Raw genomic sequence first — 26,332 nt, forward strand, 5'->3', positions numbered from 1 at the left:
GGTCGGCAGTCCCCAGATCAACCTATCAAGTGAGAGTGACAATGGCAGAGCAGCATCATGACCTCGACCCCCAGGAAACGCGCGAGTGGCTGGAAGCCCTCGATGGCGTGCTGGAACAGGAAGGCGCGGAGCGTGCGCATTTCCTGGTCGAACAACTGATCGACCATGCCCGCAAAGATGGCGTGAACATTCCGTATACCGCCACCACTGCGTACATCAACACCATTCCGGCACACCTCGAGGCCAAGAGCCCGGGCAATCACAATTATGAAGAGCGCATCCGCTCGTATACGCGCTGGAATGCCGCAGCCATGGTGGTCAAGGCCAACCGCAGCGATGCCGAGCCGGGCGGCCATATCACCTCGTTTGCCTCTGCAGCCGCACTGTATGACGTGGGCTGGAACCACTTCTGGCATGCGCCGAGCGACAACCACGGCGGCGATCTGGTGTACTTCCAGGGCCACAGCGCGCCGGGCATGTATGCCCGCGCCTATCTGGAAGGCCGCATCACCGAAGAGCAACTGAACAAGTTCCGCCGTGAAGTGGACGGCGGCGGCCTGTCGTCCTACCCGCACCCGTGGCTGATGCCGAACTTCTGGCAGTTCCCCACCGTGTCGATGGGCCTGGGGCCCATCATGGCCATCTATCAGGCCCGCTTCATGAAGTACCTGCACGACCGTGGCTTTACCCAGAAGGGTGACCGCAAGGTGTGGGCCTTCATGGGCGACGGAGAAATGGACGAGCCGGAATCGCTGGGCGCGATCTCGCTGGCCGGCCGTGAAAAGCTGGACAACCTCGTGTTCGTCATCAACTGCAACCTGCAGCGTCTGGACGGCCCGGTACGCGGCAACGGCAAGATCATCCAGGAACTGGAAGGCGACTTCCGTGGTTCGGGCTGGAACGTGATCAAGGTCATCTGGGGTTCGGGCTGGGATGCACTGCTGGCACGCGACAAGAAGGGCCTGCTGCAAAAGCGCATGGCCGAAGTGGTCGACGGCGAATACCAGACCTACAAGTCCAAGGACGGCGCATACGTGCGCGAGCACTTCTTCAACTCGCCAGAGTTGAAGGAACTGGTGTCCAATATGTCCGACGACGACATCTGGCGCCTGACTCGTGGCGGCAACGATCCGCACAAGGTCTACGCCGGCTACAAGGCTGCTGTCGAACACAAGGGTGCGCCGACACTGCTGCTGGTCAAGACCGTCAAGGGCTACGGTATGGGTTCGGCTGGTGAATCGCAGAACGTGGCGCACCAGACCAAGAAGCTGTCCGACGACGACATGCTGCACCTGCGTGACCGCTTCAAGATCCCGCTCACCGACGAAGAAGCCAAGGCGTGCAAGTTCTACCTGCCGCCGGCCGATGCGCCGGAAATGCAATACATGCACGCGCAACGTGCTGCGCTGGGCGGCTACCTGCCGTCGCGCAACCCGGTGAACGAACCGCTGCAAGTGCCTGCACTGGACGCCTTCAAGGCCCAGCTGGAAAGCACCGGTGAGCGTGAAATGTCCACCACCATGGCCTTCGTGCGCATCATGAACACGCTGGTCAAGGACAAGAACATCGGCAAGCGCGTCGTGCCCATCGTGCCGGATGAATCCCGCACCTTCGGCATGGAAGGCATGTTCCGCCAGCTGGGCATCTGGTCGCACGTCGGCCAGCTGTACGCACCGCAAGACGCCGACCAGCTGATGTTCTACAAGGAATCTACTGACGGCCAGATCCTGCAGGAAGGCATCAACGAAGCCGGCGCTATGGCCGACTGGATTGCCGCTGCCACCTCGTACGCCAACCACGGCGTGACGATGATCCCGATCTACATCTACTACTCGATGTTCGGCTTCCAGCGTATCGGTGACCTGGCCTGGGCGGCCGGTGACCTGCGCGCACGCGGCTTCCTGGTGGGCGGCACCGCCGGCCGCACCACGCTGAACGGCGAAGGCCTGCAGCATCAGGACGGCCACGGCCACCTGTTTGCCGAATTCATCCCGAACTGCGTGTCGTATGACCCGACCTTTGCCTACGAGCTGGCAGTGATCGTGCAGCACGGCATGAAGCGCATGTATCAGGATCAGGAAAACATCTATTACTACCTGTCGGTGATGAACGAAAACTACACCCACCCGGCCATGCCGGCGGGTGCTGAGGAAGGCATCATCAAGGGCATGTATCTGTTCCGCGAGGGCGATGCCAAGGCCAAGCTGAAGGTGCAGCTGCTGGGTTCGGGCACCATCTTCCGCGAAGTGATTGCCGCTGCCGACCTCTTGAAGGCCGACTTCGACATCGACGCCGACATCTGGTCCGCCACCAGCCTGAACGAGCTGAAGCGCGACGGCATGGCCGCCGAGCGTTACAACCTGCTGCACCCGACCGGCGAGCAGCAGGTGCCGTACGTGACGCAGCTGCTGAAGGATCGCCAGGGCCCGGTGATTGCCGCGACCGACTACAAGCGCGTGTTTGCCGACCAGATCCGCGAATACGTGCCGCAACGCATGGTCACGCTGGGTACAGACGGTTTCGGCCGTTCGGACAGCCGCCAGGCGCTGCGCAAGTTCTTCGAGGTCGATCGTTACCACGTGGCACTGGCTGCCCTCAAGGCACTGGCCGACGAAGGCAAGATCGAGCGCACCAAGGTGGCCGAAGCGATTGCCAAGTACGGCATCGAAACCGACCGCCCGGCACCGTGGACCGTATAAAGCACTGAGTGCAACGGGGTGGCGCTGCCACCCCGCCCGGCGGGCGCATGTACGCATGCCCCGCCCCTGCCCTCTCAGGCTCACCCTCTCAGGATTTGGACATGAGTAACCTGATCGAACTGAAGATTCCCGATATCGGCGGCCACGAAGGCGTCGACGTCATCGAAGTACTGGTCAATGTCGGCGATACCGTCAGCAAGGAACAATCGCTGATCACGCTGGAAACCGACAAGGCCACCATGGAAGTACCCGCCAGCCACGCTGGTGTCATCAAAGAACTCAAGGTCAAGGTGGGCGACAAGGTGTCCGAAGGCACCGTCGTCGTCATCGTGGAAGCAGGCGATGCCGCTGCTGCCGCACCTGCGCCTGTGGCTGCGCCGGCTCCCGTCGCGGCACCGGCCCCCGCACCAGCAGCAGCACCGGCTGCAGCACCTGTTGCTGCGGCAAGCGCACTGGTGGAAGTGCATGTGCCGGATATCGGCGGTCACGACAACGTGGACGTGATCGAAGTGCTGGTCAAGGCCGGCGATACCGTCGCGCTGGAGCAATCGCTGATCACGCTGGAAACCGACAAGGCCACCATGGAAGTACCGTCCAGCGCGGCCGGCGTGGTGGAAAGCGTGCTGGTCAAGGTGGGCGACAAGGTCAGCCAGGGCGGCCTGATTCTCACCGTGAAGAGCAACGGTGCAGCCGCTGCTGCACCGGCACCCGCTGCCGCAGCAGCCCCCGTTGCGGCACCTGCAGCCGCGCCTGCCCCGGCACCTGTTGCGGCCCCCGTGGCAGCTCCGGTGGCCAGCGCGCCCGCCAGGATCGATGAAGTCGCCTTCTCCAAGGCCCATGCCAGCCCGTCGGTACGCAAGTTCGCACGCGAACTGGGTGTTGATCTGGGCAAAGTCAAGGGCAGCGGCCCCAAGAACCGTATCGTCAGCGTTGACGTACAAGCCTATGTGAAGGGCGTGATGACCGGCAGCATCGCCAGCCCGGTCGCACCGGCCGCTGGTGGCTCGGGCGTGGGTCTGGATCTGTTGCCGTGGCCCAAGGTCGACTTTGCCAAGTTCGGCCCGGTCGAAGCCAAGCCGCTGTCCAAGATCAAGAAGATTTCCGGCGCCAACCTGCATCGCAACTGGGTGGTCATCCCGCACGTCACGTTCAACGACGAGTGCGATATCACCGAGCTGGAAGAATTCCGCAAGAGCATCGGCAAGGAATGGGAAAAGTCCGGTCTCAAGCTGTCGCCGCTGGCCTTCATCATCAAGGCCGCTGCTGAAGCACTGAAGGCATTCCCGGAAATGAACTCGTCGCTGGATGGCGACAATCTGGTGCTCAAGCAGTACTACCACATCGGTTTCGCTGCCGACACGCCGAATGGCCTGGTCGTGCCGGTGATCAAGGATGCGGACAAGAAGGGCCTGAAGCAGATCGCCAGGGAGCTGACCGATCTGTCGGCACTGGCGCGCGAAGGCAAGCTCAAGCCGACCGACATGCAAGGTGCGACTTTCACCATTTCGTCGCTGGGCGGCATTGGCGGCACCAGCTTCACGCCGATCATCAACGCGCCGGAGGTCGCGATCCTTGGCGTGTGCAAGAGCCAGATCAAGCCGGTATGGAATGGTTCGGCCTTCGAGCCGCGCCTGATGTGCCCGCTGTCGCTGTCCTTCGATCACCGCGTGATCGACGGCGCGCAAGCCGGCCGCTTCACCGTGCATCTGGGCAAACTGCTGGCCGACATCCGTCGCCTGGTTCTGTGAGGACGGCACGATGAGCACAATCGAACTCAAAGTACCGGATATCGGCGGCCATGACGGCGTGGATGTCATCGAAGTGTTCGTCAGCGTCGGCGATACCGTCGCGGTCGAGCAAAGCCTGATTACGCTGGAAACTGACAAGGCCACCATGGAAGTGCCGGCCAGCCATGCCGGCGTGATCAAGGAACTGAAGATCAAGGTCGGCGACAAAGTGTCGGAAGGCAGCGTCATTGCCATCGTCGAAGCCAGCGCAGCCGCCGCTGCGCCTGCTCCGGCAGCGGCTCCCGCCCCTGCGGCTGCACCGGCCCCCGCGCCGGTTGCAGCACCCGCTCCGGCAGCCACACCGGCACCGGTTGCTGGCAGCTACAGCGGCCCGGTCGATATCGAAACCGAGCTGGTGGTGCTGGGCGCAGGCCCGGGCGGCTATTCGGCTGCGTTCCGCGCATCTGACCTGGGCGTCAAGACCGTCATCGTCGAGCGCTACGCCACCCTGGGTGGCGTGTGCCTGAACGTGGGCTGCATTCCGTCCAAGGCACTGCTGCACAATGCAGCCGTGATCGACGAAGTGGCCCACCTTGAAGCGCACGGCATCAAGTTCGGCAAGCCGGAAGTCGATATCGACGCACTGCGCGGCTACAAGGAAAAGGTCATTGGCAAGCTCACCGGCGGTCTGGCCGGTATGGCCAAAGCACGCAAGGTAGACGTGGTACGCGGCCTCGGCACTTTCCTCGATGCCTACCACCTGCAGGTGGAAACCACCGAGGGCACCGGTCAGGCCAAGACCGGCACCAAGCAGGTGATCCGCTTCAAGCAGGCCATCATTGCCGCCGGTTCGTCGGTGGTGAAGCTGCCCTTCATTCCGGATGATCCGCGTGTGGTCGATTCGACCGGCGCGCTGGAACTCAAGGCCGTACCGAAGAAAATGCTGGTGGTCGGCGGCGGCATCATTGGTCTGGAAATGGGCACCGTTTACTCCACGCTGGGCGCACGTCTGGACGTGGTGGAAATGATGGACGGCCTGATGCAGGGCCCGGATCGTGATCTGGTCAAGGTGTGGGAAAAGTGGAACGCCCACCGTTTCGACAACATCATGACCAGCACCAAGACCGTGGCCATCGACCCGCGCGAAGATGGCGTTTACGTCACCTTCGAAGGCGTCAACGCCCCCAAGGAACCGCAGCGCTACGATCTGGTGCTCTACGCCACCGGCCGCTCGCCCAATGGCAAGAAGATCGGCGCGGAAAACGCCGGTGTCTTCGTAGACCCGCGCGGCTTCATCCCGGTGGACAAGCAGCAACGCACCAACGTGCCGCACATCTTTGCGATTGGCGACATCGTCGGCCAGCCCATGCTGGCGCACAAGGGCGTGCATGAAGGCCACGTGGCAGCCGAGAACGTGGCCGGCCACAAGGCGTTCTTCGACGCCCGCGTGATCCCGGGCGTGGCCTACACCGATCCGGAAGTGGCATGGGTGGGCCTGACCGAGGCCGAAGCCAAGGCGCAGGGCATCAAGGTGGAACGTGGCGTGTTCCCGTGGGCGGCCTCGGGCCGCGCCATTGCCAACGACCGCACCGAGGGCTTTACCAAGCTGATTTTCGATGCCGAAACGCATCGCATCGTCGGTGGTGCCATTGTCGGCCCGCACGCTGGGGACATGATCGGCGAAGTCTGCCTGGCCATCGAAATGGGCGCGGATGCCGTGGATATCGCCAAGACCATCCACCCGCACCCGACCATGGGCGAATCGATCGGCATGGCTGCCGAGGTATTCGAAGGCAGTTGTACCGACCTGCCGCCGATGAAGAAAAAGTAAGCCTCTCTTACTCTGGCAGCAAAAAAACGCCGCACCGGATTCCGGGCGGCGTTTTATTTTATTGGATTTTGCTTATTTTCTAATCAATTCCTCCCCGCTTGTATGTTTTCATACAGCTGGTATATGCTTGCCGCGACCGTGACGACCAGCAAGAGTTGCGCGGCAGCCCGCCCTGTCCAGGCGGGTATCCAAAGAAGAAGAGGAGATCGAAATGCAGCAAGCCTTTGCCCTCCGGCAAATCGGCTTGGCGGTGGTGTTTGCGCTGCCTGGCCTTGCCTTTGCCCACGGCTCGATGGAAGTCCCGGTCAGCCGCGTACTCAACTGTTTCAACGAAGGCCCGGAAGCGCCCAAGTCGGCCGCCTGCCAGGCCGCTGTCGCCGTATCCGGCCCGCAAATGCTCTATGACTGGAGCGGCGTCAACCAGAACCCCAATGGCAACCACCAGGCCTTCGTGCCGGATGGTCAGCTGTGCGGCGGTGGCAAATCCAACTATGCCGGCCTGAACCTGGTGCGCAATGACTGGGTGACCAGCCCGATTGCACCGGATGCCAACGGCAACTTTGAATTCATCTACAACGCCCCGGCGCAGCACCAGACCCTGTACTGGCGTTTGTATCTGACCAAGGACGGCTGGAACAACAGCCACGCGCTGAACTGGAGCGATCTTGAGCAGTTCTGCGAACTGGGCAATATCGCCGGCGACGCCACCAAGCGCTACCACCTGACCTGCAAGCTGCCGAAGAAGACCGGCAACCACATCCTGTACGCAGTGTGGCAGCGTTCGGACAGCCCGGAAGCGTTCTACTCCTGCTCGGACGTGAGCTTCTCGGCCGTGGCTTCGAGCTTCAAGGAACTGGGCCAGATTCGCACCTCCAGCAACCTGGCCAACGATACCGTCGTCACCTTCCGCCTGTTCAATGCAGCCGGCGGCGACCTCGAATCGATCTCGCAAACCATGTCGTGGGATTCGGTCACCGGCGCGGAAATGTTCACCGCCACCAACTGGCCGTACTATCTGGCGCAGAAGGTCAACGGCACCTCCAAGTACGCCGCCATTGGCGTGCTGAACACCACCAACGGCAGCATTGCGCCGGTGCAGGACGCACAAGCCAACCGCGTTTACTCGCGTGACGGCAGCAGCTACACCTACGCCATCGACATCAAGGGTGCCAGCGTGACGCCGGCACCGACCACCGTGCCGACGGCAGTGCCTACCGCTGTTCCGACAACGGTGCCGACCACCACCCCGACAGCCACGCCCACTGTCGTACCGACAACAGTGCCGACCACCGTGCCGGTCACACCGACACCGAAGCCGACCACGGCGCCGACCGTTACCCCGGTACCGACAACGGCACCGACCGGCACGCCGAGCGGTTGCAACGCGGCATGGGCCAGCGGTTCGACCTACAACGGTGGCGACAAGGTGAGCTACAACGGCCGCAATTACCAGGCCAAGTGGTGGACCCAAGGCAACGTGCCGTCCAGCAGCAGCGGTGACGGCCAGCCGTGGCAAGACCTGGGCGCCTGCGGCAGCACCACCAGCGTGCCGACCACCGCACCGACCGTAACCCCGGTTCCGACCAAGGCACCGACACCGGTTCCGACCGTTGCTCCGACCACTGCCCCCACCGCAGTGCCGACCAAGGCGCCGACCCCGATCCCGACAGTAGCCCCGACCGCTGCACCGGGTACCTGCGCGGTGGCATGGAAGGAAGGCAGCACTTATCAAGCCGGTGACAAGGTGTCGTACAACGGCATCAACTATCAAGCACTGGTGACCCACACCGCTTACGTGGGCGCCGGCTGGAATCCGGCGGCCAGCACGACTCTGTGGAAATCGCTGGGTAGCTGCTGATCGTCAGAGCAAGCAAGACGATGTAAAGCGACTTTGCCGGAAAGCGCCGACACGCTTTCCGGCTTTTTTGCGCCTGCACGTCATGCATGCCAACGCAATGTTGGCAGCATGCCTCAGTCGCTCAATAGTTCGCGGTGAAGTTGCTGTGGTGGTGCAAAAGGCTTGCTGAAGACAAATGCATGCCCACTCGGCCCGTGTGCCTGCAAATGCGCCAATCGCGCGGCCGCTTCCACCACCGTTGGCCGGTGGCCTGCCGGCACCCACCACAGCACCGTATAAGCGGTATCCATGCGCTCGAACCACTCACGGCGGCGCTTGAGCACTTCGGTATGGGCCGAGCGGAATACGTAATCGCTCAGCGCAACCACATCGCGCCAGACCGACATATTGACCAACACTTCCGGCCCGAACGGGCGCAGTGCAGTGGCATCGCCCTCCTCATCCTGCAGCCGCCACACAAAACCGGGGCTGGCCTCGGCCAGCGCGTTGATGCGATCCAGGTTGGCCACGAAATCGGCCAGTTCGGGCGAATCAAGCGGTGCCTTGAGGGTGGCGATATTGACTTGGGCCAGTTCAAATGCGGACATGCGGGGTCTCCATACGCGCCGGAATGGCGTGCGGCGATGCAGATTCTAGCTGGCCAGCGGGAGCGTGTATGCGGGGATCACCGACCCGCAATCGCCCCAGCGCCATCAGCCCGCTTCGGTCAGCACCGCTGCACGCTGGCGGCTATGCCAATAACCCTCGATGCTGTACAGCACCAGCGCAGCCCAGATCAGCGAAAAGCCGATCTGCTTGTCGATGCCGAACGGCTCGTGCCACAGCACCACGCCCAGCAGCAGTTGCAAGGTCGGGCCGGTGTATTGCAGCAAACCCAGCAGCGAGAGGGGAATGCGCCGCGCACTGGCGGCAAACAGCAACAGCGGCACGGCGGTGATCGGCCCGGCCAGCAGTGCCAACCCCTGCACGCCAGTCGAGGCATGCGGGAAGCCTGCCTGGCCGGTGGCAAACAGCCAGCCCAGCGCAGTGCCAGCCAGCGGGAACAGGATCAGCGTTTCCAGCGACAAACCCTCCAGCGCCCCCAGCGCGGCAGTCTTGCGCAGCAGCCCATAGGTGCCGAACGACGCCGACAGTACCAGCGCAATCCACGGCAACTGGCCCAGCGAGAATGTCAGCCACGCCACGCCGCCAGCCGCCACGGCAATGGCGCCCCATTGCCCGCGCCGCAAGCGCTCGTGCAGGAACAGCACGCCCAGCAGCACATTGAACAACGGGTTGACGAAGTAACCCAGGCTGGCATCGACCACCCGGCCGGCATTCACCGCCCAGATATAGGTAAACCAGTTGATCGACAGCAACAATGCGCTGAGCGTAAAACCCGCCAGCAGGCGCGGCTGGGCAAACGCCGCGCGCAGCCAGCCCCAGTGCTTGCGCCAGATCAGGATGGCGCCCAGAAACACCAGCGACCACACCATGCGGTGCAGCAATATCTCCAGCGGCGGAATGCCGTGCAGCGATTTGATGTACAGCGGCAGCAAGCCCCAGATGGTATAGGCGAGCAGGCCGAAGATGATGCCGGTTTGCATGAAATAAACAGTCCTGAGCACGCCGCCGGCGGCAATGCCGGTGGCAGACTCCCATGCTAGGCTGTTATGGCAACAGCCCCAATTGGGGAAAGCAAGGAATACAGATGTGCTGCCGTCATCACGGTGCAGTCAGTATCTAGCCTCGATGACACGATAGTCATCGTAACGGATACGACAGGCACTTTCGCCCATCGTGAATGGGTTGGGCACAACGGCATAGTAGCTACCGTCCTCCAACTGGATATGCGAATTACGCCAACTCATCCACATACGCGCAGCCAGATCGGCCAACAGGCTGGAATGGGGCAACTGCCGTGCTTGCGTGCAGAAGTCGTTGACCCGATAACTGGCCAACGCAAAGGCCAGGATATAGCTCACAACCACCAGCAGAAAAACACGCCACAAATGCTGGCGACCATACCAAGTCCCCAGGGCGGCCATCGGCAATGCAAGCCACATGAAGCGGCTGCCGGCCGGATCCAGTGCCATGGCCCAGAACGCACCAATATTGAAGCCGAAAAACAGACCGAAGCAGAGCTTGCTGAACAAACGCAGCGCCTCACCAGAAATGATCGGTTTGCGGCTTGCTTGCATCAAATCCTTTCCAATAAAAAAGGCATCTTGCGATGCCTTTTTCCTCAACCCAGCTCACCCTGCTCCGCCATCATGCGGATGCGTTGCAGCGCTTCTACATCCATCTGGCGATAGGCCGCTTTGAGGTATGCGGCGTAGTTCGTTTCGCCCTCTCCGGCGTTCGGATCATGATCCGGCACCGGGGTGTCGTAAATGAAACGCACCAGCAGTTGTTCCGCCTCGGGGGCTTCGATGGTGACGGTGAGCGTACCGCCGGCGTGTTGCTCGTTCGGCTCGGTATCGTGGCGCACAGACTGCAAGGGCACCAGCGTGATGCGGTCGCGCACGGTCAACGTGCCCAGCTGCATCTCGCGCAGCAGGCTGCCCGCGCTACGTTCCAGAATGCGCACCGATTCGATGTGCTCCAGAAACAGGTCGGGCGCTTCGGCACGCAGGATCAGCCCGTTCCAGAGCTGCTCCAGCGTGAGCGGTTCGACCATGGGATTATCCGGGTCGTTCACCAGCACCAGATGTTCGAAGTACATCCAGCCCCCTTAGTTATAGCGGCGGCGCGGCGTATCGAACAGCGCAGCCACCGGGCGGCTTTCGTTACTGGTGGGCTGACGCTCGTCCCAGTAGGACGGGTCGCGCTGCTGGCCACCACCACTGCCACGGCTTTGCTGTTGCTGGTTACCACGGTTGTCGCGATCACCGCGTGCCTTGCCGCCCTGTCCCTGGCCACGCCCCTGGGCGTTGCCACCCTGACCGCTACCACCCTGACGCTGGCCACCCTGGCCCTGACGTGCCTGACCCTGACCCTGGCCATTGCCCTGACGTGCCCCCTGACCCTGGCCCTGACCTTGACGGCGCTGGCCCTGGCCCTGGCCTTGCCCTTGACGCGGCTGACCCTGGCGACGGTTCTGGCCGGCTTCGCCCCCCTGTCCACCGGCTTGACCAGCACCGGCACCGCCTTGTGCTGCAGGCTGGCCGTCGGCTTGCGCCGGGCGCTGCTGACGCGGTGGCCGCTTGGCTTGCTGGCCGGCCTCACCGCCTTCACGACGCGGCTTTTGCTGGCGCTGGCCTTGGCCCTGACGCTGCCCACCCTGGCCCTGGCCACGGCGGCCATTGACGATCGGTTCGGCCTTGATGGTCGGATCGGGCTCGAAACCTTCGATCACTTCGCTCGGAATCTCGCGCTTGATCAAGCGCTCGATGTCGTACAGCAACTTGGTTTCATCGACACAGACCAGCGAGATCGCCTCGCCCTCCGCGCCGGCACGGCCTGTACGGCCAATACGGTGCACATAATCTTCCGGCACATTGGGCAACTCGTAGTTCACCACGTGCGGCAGTTCGTCGATGTCGATACCGCGTGCAGCAATGTCGGTCGCAACCAGCACCTGCAGGGTGCCGGCCTTGAATTCGCTCAGCGCTCGGGTGCGCGCGCCCTGGCTCTTGTTACCGTGGATGGCCAGCGAAGTGATGCCGTCCTTGTCCAGCTGTTCGGCCAGACGATTGGCACCATGCTTGGTGCGGGTGAACACCAGCACCTGGAACCAGTTGTGCTGCTTGATCAGGTGCGCCAACAGCTGGCGCTTCTTGTCGCGGTCCACCGGGTGCACGCGCTGGGCAATGGTTTCTGCGGTGGCATTGCGGCGGGCCACTTCGATCAGTGCCGGTTTGTCCAGCAGCTTGTCGGCCAGTGCCTTGATTTCATCCGAGAAAGTGGCCGAGAACAGCAGGTTCTGGCGCTTTGCCGGCAACAAGGCCAGCACTTTCTTGATGTCGTGCACAAAGCCCATGTCCAGCATGCGGTCGGCTTCGTCCAGCACCAGGATTTCGATGTGCGACAGATCAACCGTCTTTTGCGACACGTGATCCAGCAGACGGCCGGGTGTGGCCACCAGAATATCGATGCGGCCCTTGAGCGCCTTGATCTGCGGGTTGATGGCAACGCCACCGAACATCACCATCGATTTCAGGTTGGTGTTCTTGCCGTATTCGCGCACGCTTTCTTCCACCTGCGCGGCCAGTTCACGCGTCGGGGTAAGGATCAGCGCACGGATGCCGCTCTTGGTACCTTCTGCCGGCGCGCGTTGCGACAGCAGTTGCAAAATGGGTAGCGTGAAACCGGCGGTTTTACCGGTACCGGTCTGCGCACCGGCAAGCAGATCGCCGCCGGAAAGGATGGCCGGAATGGCCTGGGTCTGAATCGGTGTCGGCTCGGTATAGCCGCGTTCGGCAACTGCGCGTACCAGCGCATCATCCAGACCTAGGGAAGCAAAAGACATAGAGTTTTCCGATGGAAAGATACAGTTGTCCCGGGTGGACGCAGGTTTGCGAGAAGCAGAACTCGGGACGGTATTACAGCCACATGCCGGCAAGGAGCCGGTCATTGCGTCGGGCTGATCAAGGTTTATGCGGGGAGTATAAGGCAGGATGCGCGGTTTACCAAGCGCGATACTTGCACATTCCGCCTGCCCCGCCAGAATGCACCGTGCTAGCCGACCCGGAAACGCCCGATCTCGCCCGACAATTTCTGCGTCAGCTGACTGAGTGTTTGCGCGGCATCGTCCATGGCGCCGACGGCAGCGGCGTTCTCCTCGGCCATCTGCGCGATCTGCTCGACCCGCTTGGCGATTTCCTGGCTGCCCACGCGCTGCTCGCCCAATGCCTCGCTGATCTGTGCTACCGCATTGCCGGTTTCGACGCAATGCGCGCGGATGCGCTCGATCACCTCACCGGCGCCATTGGCGACCTGCGCGCACGCGTTGACCTGCTGCGTGGTATGGCCCATGGTGCTGACCGAATGTTCGGATTGGGTGCGGATGGCGGCGATCTTCTGCTCAATTTCGACAGTGGCCTGTGCGGTACGTTCGGCCAGCTTGCGCACCTCGTCGGCCACCACGGCAAAGCCGCGCCCTTGCTCACCCGCCCGCGCGGCCTCGATGGCGGCATTGAGCGCCAGCAGATTGGTCTGTTCGGCCACGCCGCGTATCACCTGCACGATGCTGGCGATGCGCTGCGTTTCCTGCCCCAGCTCACCCACGATGCCGGCCGCCTCACCCACGGCCTGGTCGATGATCTGGATTTCACGCACCGCCGATTGAATCTGTCCCTGCCCCTCTTCGGCCAGCTTGCGGGTGGCCGTGCCCAGTTCGCGCGCGGAGGTAGCGCTATCGGCCACCACATTGATGCTGACCGTCACTTCCTCTACCCCGGCGGCAATGCCGGTGGTCACCTGGCTTTGCACATCGCTGGCGCGCGACAGCTCCTGACTGGTACCGGCCAGCTTGGTGGCCTCCTGGCTCACCGAGCCCATCACCTGCCGTGCCTGCAGCAGCAGATGCTGGATGCGTTCGGCCAGCGCATCATAGGCCTGGCCTATGCTGTCCAGCTCATCCTTGCCCAGCAGCCCCACGCGCAAGGTCAAGTCACTGTGCTCGCGGCTGCGTTGCAGCGTTTCGGTCAGCCGGCCCAGCTTGCTGCTGATGGTTTTGAGCAGCCAGATACTCATACCCGCACCCAGCACCATGGCCAGCCCCAGCGACACCCAGGTCACCACCAGCGTCTGCCGATAGTTGCTCTGTGCAACGGCGTAATTGTTGGCTGCCTCCTTGAGCTGCAGGTCGACCAGCTGGCTGATGTCATCCGTCACCGGGTCGATGGCGGGGTAAAGCTTGTGGCGGGCAAACTGGTTGATGGCCTCGCCATCCTTGCCGGCAATCAACTGCTTCAACTCACCGACAGCGGCATCAGCCTTGGCCATGCGAGCCTTGGCATCGGCCACCAGCCTCGTTTCCTCGCCGGTCATTTCGGTAGCGGCATACGCCTGCCATTCGGCATGCAAACGGGCATCGGCCTCGTCCACCGCCTTGGCGGCCGCCGCGGCATCAAGCACGCCATAGTTGAGTTTGTGCGTGGTATCGACAATATTGACCGCATACATGTCCGACACGATCTTGAGCTGCTTGAGCGGCACCACGCGGTCGTTATAGGTCGACTTGAAATGATCATTGGTCTCCGCCAGCACCAGCAGGCCGTGTAGCCCGACCACGAGCAACAACGCCAGCAGTACGCCGGCCAGCATTACCAGTTTTGCGCGGATGCCCATCGCCATACCCCAGATCGTAAGCCGTATACCCTCTGATGCCCGTTATAGCGGAGCAGCTGTAAGCCTGCCAGCAAGAATGTCCATATCTTGCGCTATGCTGTGGAAGCCTCTGCCCATGCCAACCTCGCCAAGGGAGTTTTGCAATGAACGATGTGTTGCCCCGTGTCACCCTCACCCGTCGCACATTGCTTGCCACGGGTGTATCGCTGGGAATTGCCAGTGGTTTTGCCCGCGCCGTGTCGCCGGTGGCAGACAGCACCATCTATACCGACGCCAGCGGGCTGGACCTGGGCCAGGGTAGCGTTGAGGTCGAAGGCGGCAAGCTGCCCCTTTATTACGCCCGCCCGGCTGGCGGCACCCAGTTGCCGGTGGTGATCGTGGTGCAGGAAGTCTTCGGCGTGCACGAACACATCCAGGACCTGTGCCGCCGCCTGGCACGGCAGGGCTATCTGGCGGTGGCGCCCGAGCTGTACTTCCGCCAGGGCGATCCGCGCCAGTACAGCGATATCAGCGAGCTGATGAGCAAGATCGTCTCGCAGGTGCCCGACGCCCAGGTGCTGGCCGATCTGGACCAGACCGTGGCTTGGGCGGGTAACCATGGCGGAGACGCTCAGCGCGTGGCGCTCACCGGTTTCTGCTGGGGGGGCCGCATTGCCTGGCTGTATGCCACGCACAACCCCAAGCTGAAAGCCATCGCCGCGTGGTATGGCAGATTGATGGGGCAGCCCTCGGCCAACAACCCGCAGCAGCCGATTGATCTGGTGAAACAGCTCAAGGTGCCGGTGATGGGGTTTTACGGTGGCAAGGACCAGGGCATCACGCAAGATAGCGTGGGCAAGATGCGTGCCGCCTTGCAGGCTGCCGGGCGTTTCGACGTGCTTAATGTTTACCCGGAAGCCGGCCACGGCTTCAATGCCGACTACCGCGCCAGCTACAACGCTGCCGCCGCGACGGATGCCTGGGCCAAGATGCTGGCGTTTTTCCGCCACCACGGGGTTTGAGCCGCCTGAAACAAAAGAAGCCGGCAAGCGCCGGCTTCTTTGTTGTGCAGTGCATGGCGTCTGCTATGACACGGCTTTCAGCCCCACCACGCCGCCCACAATCAGCGCCAGGAAAAACAGCCGCGCTGCGCTCATGCCATCTCCAAACCAGATGATGCTGCCTATGGTCACGCCGATGGCGCCCAGCCCGGTCCAGATCGCATAGGCGGTGCCGGCCGGAATGCCGCGCATGGCGAAAGACAGCAAGGCCATGTTCACAAAGGACAGCGCGATCGAGCCGGCCACCACCCACGGGCTGGGATGCAGTTGTACATATTTGAGCGACAGCGCCCAGATGATCTCGGTGACGACGGCCAGCGCCAGAATCAACCAATGACTTGCCATGATGACGTTCTCCCGAACCTGCCTGCAATGCCGGCAAGCGCCGGGTCGCAGATCGGTTCCAACAGCGGGCTCGTCACAAGCACCCTCGCGCCGGAAACCCGAAAGAGACGCGGAATGCATTACTGCAAAGGGTATGGCAAAAGCAAAAACGGGCGGAGATTCCGCCCGTTCTGCCATCAATTCATCCAGGTTACTTGGACTGATTGATCATATACAGCGCAGCAGCCTTGAACTCTTCGTCCGAGCCTGCATAACCACCCTTGGGCGGCATGGCGTTCAAGCCCTTGATGGCGATGGCAATGGCAGCATCTGCACCACCCTTCAGGCGCGGCGCCCAGGCGGCCTTGTCGCCCAGCTTCGGTGCGCCGGCAGCGCCGGTGCCGTGGCAAGCCTGGCAAGTGCCTTCCCAGATTTCCTTGCCCTTGGTGGCCGGGTCTACCGCGCCGCCTGCTGCCGCACCGGCAACCTTGGGTTCTTCAAACTTGGCGCCGCCTGCATTGGCCATGAAGGCCACTGCACGCTTCACTTCGTCGTCGGTCAGCTCAGGATCGCCACCCTTGGCCGGCATGGCATTGAAGCCCTTGATCGCGTGGCCCCACAGGGTTTCATAACCCTTGGCAATACGCGGGCCCCAGGCGCTGGCGTCGCCAAACTTGGGCGAACCGGCCATGCCGGTGCCGTGACAGGAAATACAGATGGCTTCATAGACGGCCTTGCCATTGCGCGAGCCCGGAGGGCCGCCTTCCACGATCTTGACCTTGCCGACCGGCTGGATACGCGCCGCCACGGCTTCTTCGGTCATGGTGGTCTTGCCCAGATCGACACCGCTGCCCGAGCTGGCCAGCTTGGCAACCAGCACACCGAAGGCCACCAGAGCAACGATGGAAACCAAAATCAGAATAACGACGTTCTTTGCTGCAGAAGATGCGCTGGAACCGCTCATGCTGCCATCCCTTGTGTAATGTCTTGGAGGTGGAATAACCGGCCGGATTATACGTCTATTAATCGCCGGCCTCAAAGCAGTGCATAGACGTTGTTGGGCAAACGCGTTATCATCCGGCCCTGATTTGCGCTCGTAGCTCAGTTGGATAGAGTGTCAGTTTCCGAAGCTGAAGGTCACAGGTTCGATTCCTGTCGGGCGCGCCAAATACCGTCACCACGCAATCGCTGGGTGCTCTCGCACTACCCTCCCCACTGCCTCAAACTGTCATGGCCACAAGCGGCACTGCTTGCTGATGGTCAAGCTGCGCATCGTGTCTGCGTTGCCAGAACGGCGCCCCGGCCCAGCGCTGCTCCTGCCCGTACCAGAAAGCCAGGTGCCGGCGATAGGCAGCCTTGATCTGCGCCAGCTCCGCGCCATAGCCGACCCAGGCATCGGCATCTCCGGCCAGCGTGCGATCACCGGCCTCGGCAGCCAGCAGCCCTGTATACAGCGCGTTGAACAAACCCTGTGACGACAACGGGTCAAAGCTCAGCGCCGCATCCCCCACAGCAAACCAGCCCGGCCCGGCTGATGCGGTCGAGCAAGCAGAGTGCGCGGCGGTGCGTTGCATGGCCGTATCGGCCCTGAAGCCTGCCCGCGCCAGCCTGGGCCCCAAACCCGGCAGGGCGCTGGCGGTGCGTAGCAACCATTGCGTATCGCGCATGGCACGCGCAGCGGGTAAATCAGCATCGGTATGAAACGCCAGCACGCGACGGCGGCCGGGCAGTGCTGCGCTATACCACCAGCCACTTTCGGCCGATTCGATGTACGACAGGCCATCATCTGCCGGCCCCTGATCGTTGCCATACAACCACCCGCAAATCAGCTTGTCCTGCCGCAGCCGGCGCGCACCCAGAGCCGTGGACAGCCGTGCGTTGCGCCCGCCCGCGTCAATCAACACCCGCGCATGCAGCGGGCAGATGCCGGATGGCGTATGCAACAGTAACTGCCAACCGTCGGCCACCGGCTTGATGTCCACCGCAGTGGTATTGCGCAGCAGCGCGGCACCCCGCGCCACCGCGCTGGCCTGCAGCCAGGTTTCGAAGCGGGCGCGATCCAGATGCCAGCCCGGCCCATCCGGATCACGCAAAAAGTCCTGCTCGGCTTCCTGCCCGCCCCAGCGCGAACGGTTGCCGTGGCAAGGCGCGTGGCCCTGCCGCAGAAACTCGTCCCACAGGCCCATATCGACCAACAGGCGGCGCGCAGCCGGTGGCAGCGACTCACCGATGCGCTGCACCGGTGCCGCCAATCGGTCAATCAGCAGCACCCGGTGCCGGGCAGCCAGGTTGAGGGCCGCCGTGGCCCCTGCTGGCCCGGCACCGACAATCAGGACATCAGTACGCAGCATGCTTAGCGCAAGCGACGCGGGCCGAGGTGGTGCACCTTCTCCACCGTGGACAAATCAACGTCCTCGAATTCCTCGTCCACCGTGCCGGCCGCTGCAGCGGCAAACAGACGCTCGCCGTGCTGCTGCGGCAGTTGTTCGACCTGCAAGGTGGCCGGGAAGCCCGCGCTATCACGCGGCCCGTCGCGCACTTCGACCACGCCCACCTGGGCGATGTCCTTGATCATGTTGTTGATCTGCTGTTCATAGCTGATGTTGCCCAGTGGACGGATCCACGATGCGCGCTTGGCAAAGGCGCTCAGGCGGTCGTCCAGCGGCAGGCTCTCGTTCATCACCACGGCATAGGCTTGCTGGCTCATCACCTGGTTGGGCACGCGGGCCGGCCAGAAGGTGGGCAGATACGGGTCATAACTCTTCTGGTAACCCGAGCGGCAGCTGGCGGTATCAGTCTGCCACGGCACCGCCATCCAGCGCGTGATGCCGCCGGCAATCTGCGGGCCGCACGGGCCGCTGATATTGTCGGGCGTGAGCACCGCGCCATAGTCCGGCTCGATCCAGCCCTTGGGCTGATGTGCCAAGCGGTATGGCGCCATATACATGGTGTCCTGCCGCATCGGCCAGGTCATTTCGCAACCGGGGTGGAAGGCATCGGCCAAGCAGAATTCCATTGCTGCCTGATTGAGCGTATCCGGCTGCGCGGCCAGCGGCACGTCATCGATACGCTGCGGCGGCACGGCGGTCGGGTCATAGTCGGCAATGAAGTCACCGGCAGCCCATTGTTTGAGGAAGCGCAGTTGCAAGGGTGCAAGTTCGACGTTCTGGCGCGGCGTATCGGCTGCCGGCACGGCCATGGCATCGCCATACAGCCACGGCCACGGCGACGGTGCCCAGGCATCACGATCAAACTGGCGGAACTGGTTATACAGCGTAAGCCGCCACTCTTTCAGGCTGTCCGATGGATTGGCCAGCTTCTTCATCCATTCCGGCTGGCTGAACGGCGTACTGCCGCCCCAGCCAAACGCAGCAGCAAAGCCGGCATTCACCCATTGCAGATGCGACAGGCGCTCGAAAATCGGCCGGATATCATTCTGGAACGACGGTTTCTCCGGCGCAGTCAGCGTGCCGTTGCTGACGAACAGATCGCGCATCAAATCCCACATGGTGCGCACCGACTTCTGCTGCGGCGCATAGTTGGGCGGCGCCACCACCACCCAGGCCGGGTCGACCGTCAGTTCCTGGCCGTTGTACTGTACCGTCGCCGTCACCGGGCCGTCGGCCACGTCGTCATGCCAGCCCTCGTTGTTGGCAAAAGTGATCGCGCGTGCGCCATTCCACGACGCCGCCTTGCCATGCCCGCCCAGCACGAACAAGCGCCCTTGCGCATCGGTGCGTAGCTCGCCCAGATACACCTCCTTGCCCATGAAACGGCCGGAGGCAAACTGATACCCCTCACCACGCTGATCGCTGCCGCTGATACGCCGCTCACCCGGCGCAATGCTCAGCACCGAGCGATCGGCCACCGCCATATTGCGCAGGAAGGATGGCTGCGCCGTGGCTGCCTCGGGGATATCCAATGCAATCTGGAACTGATACCAAGCCGCCTTGGTATTGGCCAAGGTCACCCCCCATTCGATCTGCGCATCGGCCGCAGTCAGCTCCTGCACCACCTCGCCAGCTGCATTGAAGCCGTAGATGCGAAAGCGTGCAGCCTCGCGCTTCAGCGCACCCTGCTCATCGCGGTAGAAGCCAGGCTCGGCCGGCGCCGGATCGGGCACCTCGGGGCCGAAATAGAATGCATCCGGGCTATTACCCACGCGGGCAATGCCGATGGCCGGATAAATGCCGGCCTTGACGATAGTGGTATCTAACGGCTGAGTCTGGGTATTGGTAGACATGCAAGCGCTTCTCTTGGTGGGAGTGTAGGCGCTACCGACCATCAGCCACCTGCGCTCAACACAATCTCGATGTGCTGCCGCTGCGGGGACGTTGCCAAGCTGGGCCAGTAGCGTGAGTTACCGGGGCGATGCTGAATTTTTGCTTATCAAAGTCTGTCGCCACGCAGCATGTTATTTCTAGATAAAGGCGCGGTGATGTCAAGCAATGGGCAACACACCCGTTGCACCCAAAACAAAAACCTGCAGCTGATTTTAGCCTTCATCGGTGCACATGCTCTCGACCCATCGCGGGTTGGCGTTGAACGGGCTGACGGTGCGGCTGTAGAGGCGTCGCCCGAGCGGGTCGTAGGCGAACTGGGTGAGGACCTGGTCACTGCGTACGCTGGTGAGGCGGTTGTAGTGGTCCCATTCGTAGCCAGAGCCACTCACAAAGCCCTGCTGGCGGCGTTACGCTCACTGGCCGTACGGATGTACTGTCTGCGTTTCGCGTGCCTTGCCAGCACCGCTACGCTGGGTTTTGTAAGCAGCTCCACGTGCTTTGGCCGTTGCTGATGCGGGTGCTGAGGTTGCCACGGTTGTCGTAGTGGTAATGCACGCCGGCATAGTCACGCAGCAGTTTGTCGAGCAGTTTGCTGCCGCCGGTCATGCGGCTGGTGAATTGGCTGGTGTCTTGCTGGAAGCTGCGTGTGTCTTGCGTTTTGGCGTCGAGCAGGTTGCCGGCCGGGTCGAAGGCGAAGCTTTCCTTGCCGAGTGCACTGTTGGCTTCGAGCAGGCGGCCGACCGGGTCGTAGCGGTAGCTGAGGCTGCCGCGGCGGCTGTCGGCGATGCCGGTGAGCTGGCCGGCCTGGTCGTATTGGTAGAGACGTTGTACCAGCGGGCCGCTGCGGGTCTGGCTGGCGGCTTCGGTATGGGCGAGCAGCTGGGCCTTGAGGCGGCCGGCCGGGTCGTATTGCTGGGTGTGGACCAGCTGGCTGCCGAGCTGGCGCTTGATTTCGCGGTGCAGGTCGTCGCGTTCGAAGCCAAGTTGTTCTTGCTGGTCGAGCAGCAGGCCGTGGATGTGGCCGCTGCCGTAGGTGAGCCAGTCGAGGCGGTGGCCGTCCGGGCGCACGGTGGCGATGCGGTTGCCGAGCGGGTCGTATTCATGTTGCCAGACGGCACTGACGCTTTGACCATTGAGGATGTAGTGCTGGTGTTCGGTGGTCAGGTTGCCGGTTTCGTCGTAGAACCATTGCAGCTTGCTGGCGGCGTTGTCGGCGTAGATGAGCTGGCCCTTGGCGCTGTAGGCAAAGCCTTCGCGCTGGGCGTTGCGCGGTACGCCTTCGCTGTCGAGTTCGGTGAGCGGGCCGGCGGCACGTTCAGTGAGGCGGCCCATGGCGTCGAACTGCAGGCTGGTGCGGATGCCGTTGTCGTCGATGTGGGCGAGGACGCCGCTGCCTTCGTCGTAGTGGTATTGGGTGCGGCGGTTGTCGAAGCCGGTTTCATCCAGCAGGCGGCCGACCGGGTCGTAGTTGAAGCGCCACTGGCTGCCGTTTTCGTTGGTGAGGCCGACCAGGCGGCCGAGGGCATCCCAGGCGTAGCCGAGGCGCTGGCCGGCGGCGTCGATGCGCTGGTTGACGAGGCCAGCCAGCGTGTAGCTGTAGCGGGTGGTCTGGCCGAGCGGGTCGGTGTGGTTGAGCAGACGGCCTTCGGCGTCGTACTCGAAACGGCTTTGCGCGCCATCAGGGTGGGTGATGGCGGCGAGCTGGCCGTTGGCGTAGTGGTATTGGGTGGTTTCGCCGGCGGCGTTGACGTCTTTGCTCAAGCGGCCGCGTTCGTCGTACTGCCAGCTGCTGGTCTTGCCCGAGCAATCGGTGTAGCTGGCCAGTTGGCCCTGCGCGGTGTAGGACAGCAGCTTGCTGCCGCCCTTGGCGTCGGTGATTTCCACCGGCTGGCCGTAGGCGTTGTACTGGTAGGCGGTCTTGTGGCCGAGCGGGTCGGTTTCTTCAGTGACGTTGCCTTGTTCGTCGTAGGCACGCAGCCAGTGGTTGCCTTCCGGATCGCGGATGCCGGTGAGGTTGTCGTCGTCGTCCCAGGCGAAGTGGACGGTGGTGCCATCTGGGCGGGTGTGCTGCAGCAAGTTGCTGCGCTCGTCATAGCGATAGAAATCGCTGTTGCCGTCCGGGTGCAGGTGCTGCACCACGTTCTTGTTGTTGTCTCGGTACAGCCATTCTTCGCCGCCATCCGGATGGACGATGCGATAGGTGTAGCCGAGGATGTCGTAGTAGTGCTGGGTCTGCTTGCCAAGGGCATCGGTCACCGTGGTCAGGCGGATGTTCGTCATGCTCAAAGAAAGGGAGCACCGCACCGATGTGCTGCTCTCTCTCGTACTGATCGGCAAAGAAGTACCCCGTGTCGAGTGCTGCCATCCGGTATTGCCCTTCAGTGCACCACACCCGAGGGGCTACATGACCATTCAGCAACCTCATGACGCGATCATGTTGCCCCAATCCCAGTACCCGCACCGGAATGCAAACCTCGTCGCGCCCATGGCCAGCCCCTGCCAAGAGTTGGCGAGCTGCGATCAGCAGGTCTTCTCTGGCGTGTTCCGGCAGCCTGGCCAGCGCACGTTGGCGCAACAGCTTGCCTGTATGCGTGTCATGAAACAGCGCAACCTGCTTCAAGAAAGGTGAACGATCCATGTGGCTGGTCGAAGGTCAGATTTTGAGATCAGCTAACTGGCCACCGCCGGCCAGGAAATCGACAACCCACTGCGGCTTTCGGCCATGGCCTGTCCACGTCTGGTTGCCGTTTTGCGGGTTGTGATAGCGAGGAATGCCCTTGGGCTTGGCTTTGGGGGTGGCGGGTTTTTCAGGCTCACCGAGCAGCTCGCGCAAGGAGAAGCCTTTCTCGGAAGCCAGGATTTTGAGCTCATCCAGCAAGGCCAGGCAGCCTTGCTGGCGGCGTGCCGCAATCTCAGCACTGACCTCATTCTGCAATCGTTCGAGTTCATCCAGAGCGAGATGAATCAGATTCCTCACGGTGCAGCCCCAAAATATTTATTTAGCACCAAATTTGGACGCGATATTAACTATATTCGACGAAGTGTTGGCCAGACAACATCCTCCAATCGAATAAATTCGACACCTTTAAAATCCATGTCTTTTGCCAGCAAATAAAAGTCCTCCGAGCAAAAAATGGTATCGTTTGCAGGATCAATACCTTTAATGCAAAAAATAGTATCGGAAAATTTTGGACTAATTGCAAGCTTCTTAATTCTTTTTGTGGACGAGCCAGCTTTAACCAAAAATTGGGATAGGTCAGAATCCTCAGCTATCGATACGTCGTGTCTGGGAAATTTAGCTGCAAAGTATTGACGCTCTGCAATATCCTTTCCTACTCTTGACTTCACATCAACTCTTTGAAAATCCAACAAGCTACCGCCTGCCCTTTGAATGCAAGCCAGAAAATCCTCGCTTATCAAATGATAGGCAAAGCTGTCACTTCTTACCGCAAAGTTGTATAGCTTATCACTTGTTATGAAACAAAGTCCTTCTGGGAATTTTTCGACTTCCCCAAATCGGCCATACGGATTTGCATACCAAGGGTACGTACCATAGCTAAATTTCTTTGCGTCCAAGAAAAAGCGTGGATGTAACTCACCCTGCAACATACCAAGCGGGCATCCACGATCTTCTCTTTGTTCCAATGCGTAATAATTCATATCAACTAACTCGCCGAGCCTTTCCCATCGCAGAGGGAATAATTAGTCCAACACGCAACCTGCCTTGCAAGTCGCCTATTTTCGTCTTTGCTTCCACTGCCGATATGGCGCCTGAATTGTAGTCGTTTTCTATTCTCTGAACTTGGCTATTAACCATTGGGCTATAATATTTACCATGGGAGCCGCAATGATAAAATTTCCTCTTCATTGCAATCGCCTTTTTTTCCGAGTCCGGCATTAGCACGCCATTTGCAGCTAGATCCCTCTGGCCACCCATGCCAATATTGTTAAAGAATACTTCGTGCTTTCCCCATACTTCTTCCGGAATCAAATGATGGGCTTGCATATTGTCGCCCGTAACACCACCTAAATTTCCATTTAGTTTCGTACTGCAAAGACCAAGCGGATCAACTGATTCAGTTGGATTCTGACCATACACATGCAGGTTCAGCCCCCCCGCAAGTTTGATCGGATCCTTGCTCACAAACCGCCCGATCACCGGATCATAGTACCGATGGCGGTTGTAGTGCAGCCCCGTCTCGTGGTCGTAGTACTGACCCTGGAAACGGAACGGGTTGTGGATGCCGGCCTTCTTCGCCGCATCGCTGATCACTTCCCTGGCTTCACCCCACGCCTTGTAGCTGGCCTGCCAGGCCAGGTTACCTTGGGCATCGCTCAGCTCCTGCGGCGTGCCGAGGTGGTCGCAGTGGTAGTAGTGCAGTTGTTCGAATGCCTTGGCTTCGGGCGGGGCTTGCCATAGCGGGTCTTGCTCGCGGTCGTAGTCGCCTTCCCATACCGGGGTGCGCGGCAGGCGGATGGTGCCTGCGGTGGTGGCTTGCAGTAGCGGGACGAAGCTGCCCGGTTCGAACACGTAGTGGGTGGTGCGCTGGCTGTTCGATTCCCACGCCAGCGTGTCGCCGTCCCAGCCGTACAGGGTGATGCCGAGGTTCTTTTCCTTGCTGATGCGCGCTTGTTCTTGTTCGGCCCATTGCAGGTTGGCGTTGAACGGGCGGATGGCGCTGCTTTGTTTGTAGAGGCGTCGCCCGAGCGGGTCGTAGGCGAACTGGGTGAGCACCTGGTCACTGCGTACGCTGCTGAGGCGGTTGTAGTGGTCCCATTCGTAGTATGTGGTCTGGCCGTTGCTGATGCGGGTGCTGAGGTTGCCACGGCTGTCGTAGTCGTAGTGCACGCCGGCGTAGTCACGCAGCAGGTTGTCGAGCAGTTTGCTGCCGCCGGTCATGCGGCTGGTGAATTGCGTGGTGTCTTGCTGGAAGCTGCGCGTGTCTTGCGTTTTGGCGTCGAGCAGGTTGCCGGCCGGGTCGAAGGCGAAGCTTTCCTTGCCGAGTGCGCTGTTGGCTTCAAGCAGGCGGCCCACCGGGTCGTAGCGGTAGCTGAGGCTGCCACGGCGGCTGTCGGCGATGCCGGTGAGCTGGCCGGTCCTACAACAAAGTACACCGCTTCAGACGATATTAAGATTTGGCGCGGGAGCAGGCTGACTTATTTCATAAACGCGTGTTCAATCGTCCGGGACTAGACAACTAGACAGGTAGATCATGCCAGAGAGGGCGGTTTCTGGAAGTGCCCTTATAGGTCAAAAAAGTATATCAAAAAATCGTTAATATCCGGCCATGCTTTTCTTTTGTGGTCTTTCTCCGAGCAACCAGCCCCTAAAAAAAGCACCTCCTTATTTTCAATATTGTAGAAATATCCGCCACCACCCTCCATGCTCGATAGCAATATTAAGTCAGATGGGATTTTCATTGCTTGGCGAACCGCCGCCAAATTGGCGCTATAATTTGTATTCATGAGATGCCACCCCAGCTGCAGCAACTCCCCATGTGCGCTCAAGAAAGATGGCCCATCTTCAGCGTGCACAAAAAAATAGAAAAGGTCATCGGAATCTGAAATTCCAACATTTCTCAATGCGTCTGCATATCCTTTTGCTTCATCAGCATACCACCACCCCTTCCCTCTAAAAAAATCAATCACTTGATTTGAAATCATAAAATTTTCCTTGCTTTATGGACAACCACAAGACGATTTGCCTTTTTGCGCTGAAGCTCGTTCTTTCCAATATGCTTCACGATCACCGTTGAATTCATCTCTATTGACGGGATTATTCGGGTGAGCATTGGGTAGGTGTGGGTGCAAAGCATTTGTTCCATAGAATTTTTGGTGCGTATCAGCGGAAAGCTCAAACAATGATCCATTTGCATCCTGTTTAGAGTGATGCAAATTTAGTTGCGAATACTTTCCATTTTTAACCACAAATGGGCTCTTCCCCTCACTTGCCAACTCTAGGTTAGTTTTAACACCATCACGCGTATTGACAGGCAAGTCCCAGTCAATCTCTTGCTGATAGACATTGTGTTTTTTCCCAGAAGGTGCATTAAAGGAACACCGTTTGAAAAAACCTTTCAGCCCCAACGGATCAATCCACTGCACCGCATTCGGCGCGTACTGGTAGATATTCAACCCACCCGCCAGCCCGATCGGATCCTTGCTCACAAACCGCCCGATCACCGGATCATAGTACCGATGCCGGTTGTAGTGCAGCCCCGTCTCGTGGTCGTAGTACTGACCCTGGAAACGGAACGGGTTGTGGATGCCGGCCTTCTTCGCCGCATCGCTGATCAC

The 26,332-nt window shown here is 61.0% G+C and carries 23 protein-coding genes, 1 tRNA gene and 1 pseudogene; 7 read left to right on the forward strand and 18 right to left on the reverse strand.

The window, feature by feature from the left end; genetic code table 11:
* Window positions 1–41 precede the first annotated feature (41 nt).
* The 4 genes from aceE (at window position 42) to B9A19_RS23160 (ending at window position 8,115) form a co-directional block, all read left to right on the forward strand.
* Window positions 42–2,699, forward strand: a complete 2,658-nt coding sequence (gene aceE, locus B9A19_RS17735; protein WP_084092499.1) for a pyruvate dehydrogenase (acetyl-transferring), homodimeric type — start codon at window positions 42–44, stop codon at window positions 2,697–2,699.
* A gap of 101 nt (window positions 2,700–2,800) precedes the next feature.
* On the forward strand, window positions 2,801–4,447 hold the full coding sequence (gene aceF / locus B9A19_RS17740; RefSeq protein ID WP_084092500.1) for a dihydrolipoyllysine-residue acetyltransferase: 1,647 nt from the start codon (window positions 2,801–2,803) through the stop codon (window positions 4,445–4,447).
* A 10-nt stretch (window positions 4,448–4,457) separates the two neighbouring features.
* The gene (gene lpdA, locus B9A19_RS17745) at window positions 4,458–6,257 is read left to right on the forward strand and encodes a dihydrolipoyl dehydrogenase (RefSeq protein ID WP_084092501.1); all 1,800 of its coding nucleotides are present in this window, start codon (window positions 4,458–4,460) and stop codon (window positions 6,255–6,257) included.
* Window positions 6,258–6,468: 211 nt separating this feature from the next.
* Complete coding sequence (locus B9A19_RS23160; RefSeq protein WP_139798942.1) at window positions 6,469–8,115, forward strand: lytic polysaccharide monooxygenase; 1,647 nt, start codon at window positions 6,469–6,471, stop codon at window positions 8,113–8,115.
* A gap of 113 nt (window positions 8,116–8,228) precedes the next feature.
* Here B9A19_RS23160 and B9A19_RS17770 read toward each other — a convergent pair whose 3' ends face one another.
* The 6 genes from B9A19_RS17770 to B9A19_RS17795 form a co-directional block, all read right to left on the reverse strand.
* Window positions 8,229–8,702: a DUF3291 domain-containing protein gene (locus B9A19_RS17770; RefSeq protein WP_084092502.1), complete on the reverse strand. Its 474-nt coding sequence runs from the start codon at window positions 8,700–8,702 to the stop codon at window positions 8,229–8,231.
* Between the two features lie 105 nt (window positions 8,703–8,807).
* Window positions 8,808–9,701 carry an EamA family transporter RarD gene (rarD, locus tag B9A19_RS17775; protein ID WP_084092503.1) on the reverse strand — a complete coding sequence of 298 codons (894 nt, stop codon included), beginning with the start codon at window positions 9,699–9,701 and terminating at the stop codon, window positions 8,808–8,810.
* Window positions 9,702–9,830: 129 nt separating this feature from the next.
* On the reverse strand, window positions 9,831–10,295 hold the full coding sequence (locus B9A19_RS17780; protein ID WP_084092504.1) for a hypothetical protein: 465 nt from the start codon (window positions 10,293–10,295) through the stop codon (window positions 9,831–9,833).
* Between the two features lie 44 nt (window positions 10,296–10,339).
* Complete coding sequence (locus B9A19_RS17785) at window positions 10,340–10,819, reverse strand: SRPBCC family protein (RefSeq protein ID WP_084092505.1); 480 nt, start codon at window positions 10,817–10,819, stop codon at window positions 10,340–10,342.
* A gap of 9 nt (window positions 10,820–10,828) precedes the next feature.
* Window positions 10,829–12,565, reverse strand: a complete 1,737-nt coding sequence (locus B9A19_RS17790; protein ID WP_084092506.1) for a DEAD/DEAH box helicase — start codon at window positions 12,563–12,565, stop codon at window positions 10,829–10,831.
* Between the two features lie 209 nt (window positions 12,566–12,774).
* Window positions 12,775–14,394, reverse strand: a complete 1,620-nt coding sequence (locus tag B9A19_RS17795) for a methyl-accepting chemotaxis protein (RefSeq protein WP_084092507.1) — start codon at window positions 14,392–14,394, stop codon at window positions 12,775–12,777.
* A 137-nt stretch (window positions 14,395–14,531) separates the two neighbouring features.
* Between B9A19_RS17795 and B9A19_RS17800 the strand changes: the two genes are divergently transcribed.
* Window positions 14,532–15,389, forward strand: a complete 858-nt coding sequence (locus B9A19_RS17800; RefSeq protein WP_084092508.1) for a dienelactone hydrolase family protein — start codon at window positions 14,532–14,534, stop codon at window positions 15,387–15,389.
* Between the two features lie 63 nt (window positions 15,390–15,452).
* Here B9A19_RS17800 and B9A19_RS17805 read toward each other — a convergent pair whose 3' ends face one another.
* From B9A19_RS17805 to B9A19_RS23520, 3 genes and pseudogenes are all read right to left on the reverse strand, one after another.
* On the reverse strand, window positions 15,453–15,773 hold the full coding sequence (locus B9A19_RS17805) for a DMT family transporter (protein WP_084092509.1): 321 nt from the start codon (window positions 15,771–15,773) through the stop codon (window positions 15,453–15,455).
* 190 nt (window positions 15,774–15,963) lie between these two features.
* The gene (locus B9A19_RS23515; protein ID WP_444541720.1) at window positions 15,964–16,278 is read right to left on the reverse strand and encodes a c-type cytochrome; all 315 of its coding nucleotides are present in this window, start codon (window positions 16,276–16,278) and stop codon (window positions 15,964–15,966) included.
* Window positions 16,252–16,716 (reverse strand): annotated as a pseudogene (locus B9A19_RS23520) (c-type cytochrome); the annotation flags it as partial. The pseudogene B9A19_RS23520 and the gene B9A19_RS23515, both read right to left, overlap by 27 nt.
* A 126-nt stretch (window positions 16,717–16,842) precedes the next feature.
* Between B9A19_RS23520 and B9A19_RS17815 the strand changes: the two are divergent.
* Window positions 16,843–16,919, forward strand: a tRNA-Arg gene (locus B9A19_RS17815).
* A gap of 53 nt (window positions 16,920–16,972) precedes the next feature.
* On the opposite strand, the gene B9A19_RS17820 is transcribed toward B9A19_RS17815, so the two are convergent.
* The 4 genes from B9A19_RS17820 to B9A19_RS17830 form a co-directional block, all read right to left on the reverse strand.
* Entirely contained in the window at window positions 16,973–18,103 is a 1,131-nt protein-coding gene (locus B9A19_RS17820) for an FAD-dependent monooxygenase (protein WP_084092511.1), read from the reverse strand.
* A 2-nt stretch (window positions 18,104–18,105) separates the two neighbouring features.
* Window positions 18,106–19,995 (reverse strand): LodA/GoxA family CTQ-dependent oxidase, encoded by a 1,890-nt coding sequence (locus B9A19_RS17825; protein WP_084092512.1) that lies wholly within the window; start codon window positions 19,993–19,995, stop codon window positions 18,106–18,108.
* Window positions 19,996–20,247: 252 nt separating this feature from the next.
* Window positions 20,248–20,424 (reverse strand): hypothetical protein, encoded by a 177-nt coding sequence (locus tag B9A19_RS22670; protein WP_176217005.1) that lies wholly within the window; start codon window positions 20,422–20,424, stop codon window positions 20,248–20,250.
* Between the two features lie 76 nt (window positions 20,425–20,500).
* Window positions 20,501–22,315, reverse strand: a complete 1,815-nt coding sequence (locus tag B9A19_RS17830; protein WP_084092513.1) for an RHS repeat domain-containing protein — start codon at window positions 22,313–22,315, stop codon at window positions 20,501–20,503.
* On the opposite strand from B9A19_RS17830, the gene B9A19_RS17835 reads away from it, so the two are divergent.
* A complete protein-coding gene (locus B9A19_RS17835; RefSeq protein WP_084092514.1) occupies window positions 22,314–22,664 on the forward strand; it encodes a hypothetical protein in 351 nt (116 codons plus the stop codon). The two genes, B9A19_RS17830 and B9A19_RS17835, sit on opposite strands and share 2 nt — an antisense overlap.
* 24 nt (window positions 22,665–22,688) lie before the next feature.
* Here the strand turns inward: B9A19_RS17835 and B9A19_RS17840 are convergent, their stop codons facing one another.
* From B9A19_RS17840 to B9A19_RS17855, 5 genes are all read right to left on the reverse strand, one after another.
* Window positions 22,689–23,012: an H-NS histone family protein gene (locus B9A19_RS17840; protein WP_139798943.1), complete on the reverse strand. Its 324-nt coding sequence runs from the start codon at window positions 23,010–23,012 to the stop codon at window positions 22,689–22,691.
* Window positions 23,013–23,062: 50 nt separating this feature from the next.
* The gene (locus B9A19_RS22255; protein ID WP_139798944.1) at window positions 23,063–23,695 is read right to left on the reverse strand and encodes an Imm43 family immunity protein; all 633 of its coding nucleotides are present in this window, start codon (window positions 23,693–23,695) and stop codon (window positions 23,063–23,065) included.
* Between the two features lies 1 nt (window position 23,696).
* On the reverse strand, window positions 23,697–25,115 hold the full coding sequence (locus tag B9A19_RS17845) for an RHS repeat-associated core domain-containing protein (protein ID WP_505579039.1): 1,419 nt from the start codon (window positions 25,113–25,115) through the stop codon (window positions 23,697–23,699).
* Window positions 25,116–25,279: 164 nt separating this feature from the next.
* Entirely contained in the window at window positions 25,280–25,699 is a 420-nt protein-coding gene (locus tag B9A19_RS17850; RefSeq protein ID WP_084092517.1) for a hypothetical protein, read from the reverse strand.
* A gap of 15 nt (window positions 25,700–25,714) precedes the next feature.
* Window positions 25,715–26,332 carry an RHS repeat-associated core domain-containing protein gene (locus B9A19_RS17855; RefSeq protein WP_084092518.1) on the reverse strand — a complete coding sequence of 206 codons (618 nt, stop codon included), beginning with the start codon at window positions 26,330–26,332 and terminating at the stop codon, window positions 25,715–25,717.

This window comes from Andreprevotia lacus DSM 23236, from assembly GCF_900176275.1.
In the GTDB taxonomy this organism is placed as follows: domain Bacteria; phylum Pseudomonadota; class Gammaproteobacteria; order Burkholderiales; family Chitinibacteraceae; genus Andreprevotia; species Andreprevotia lacus.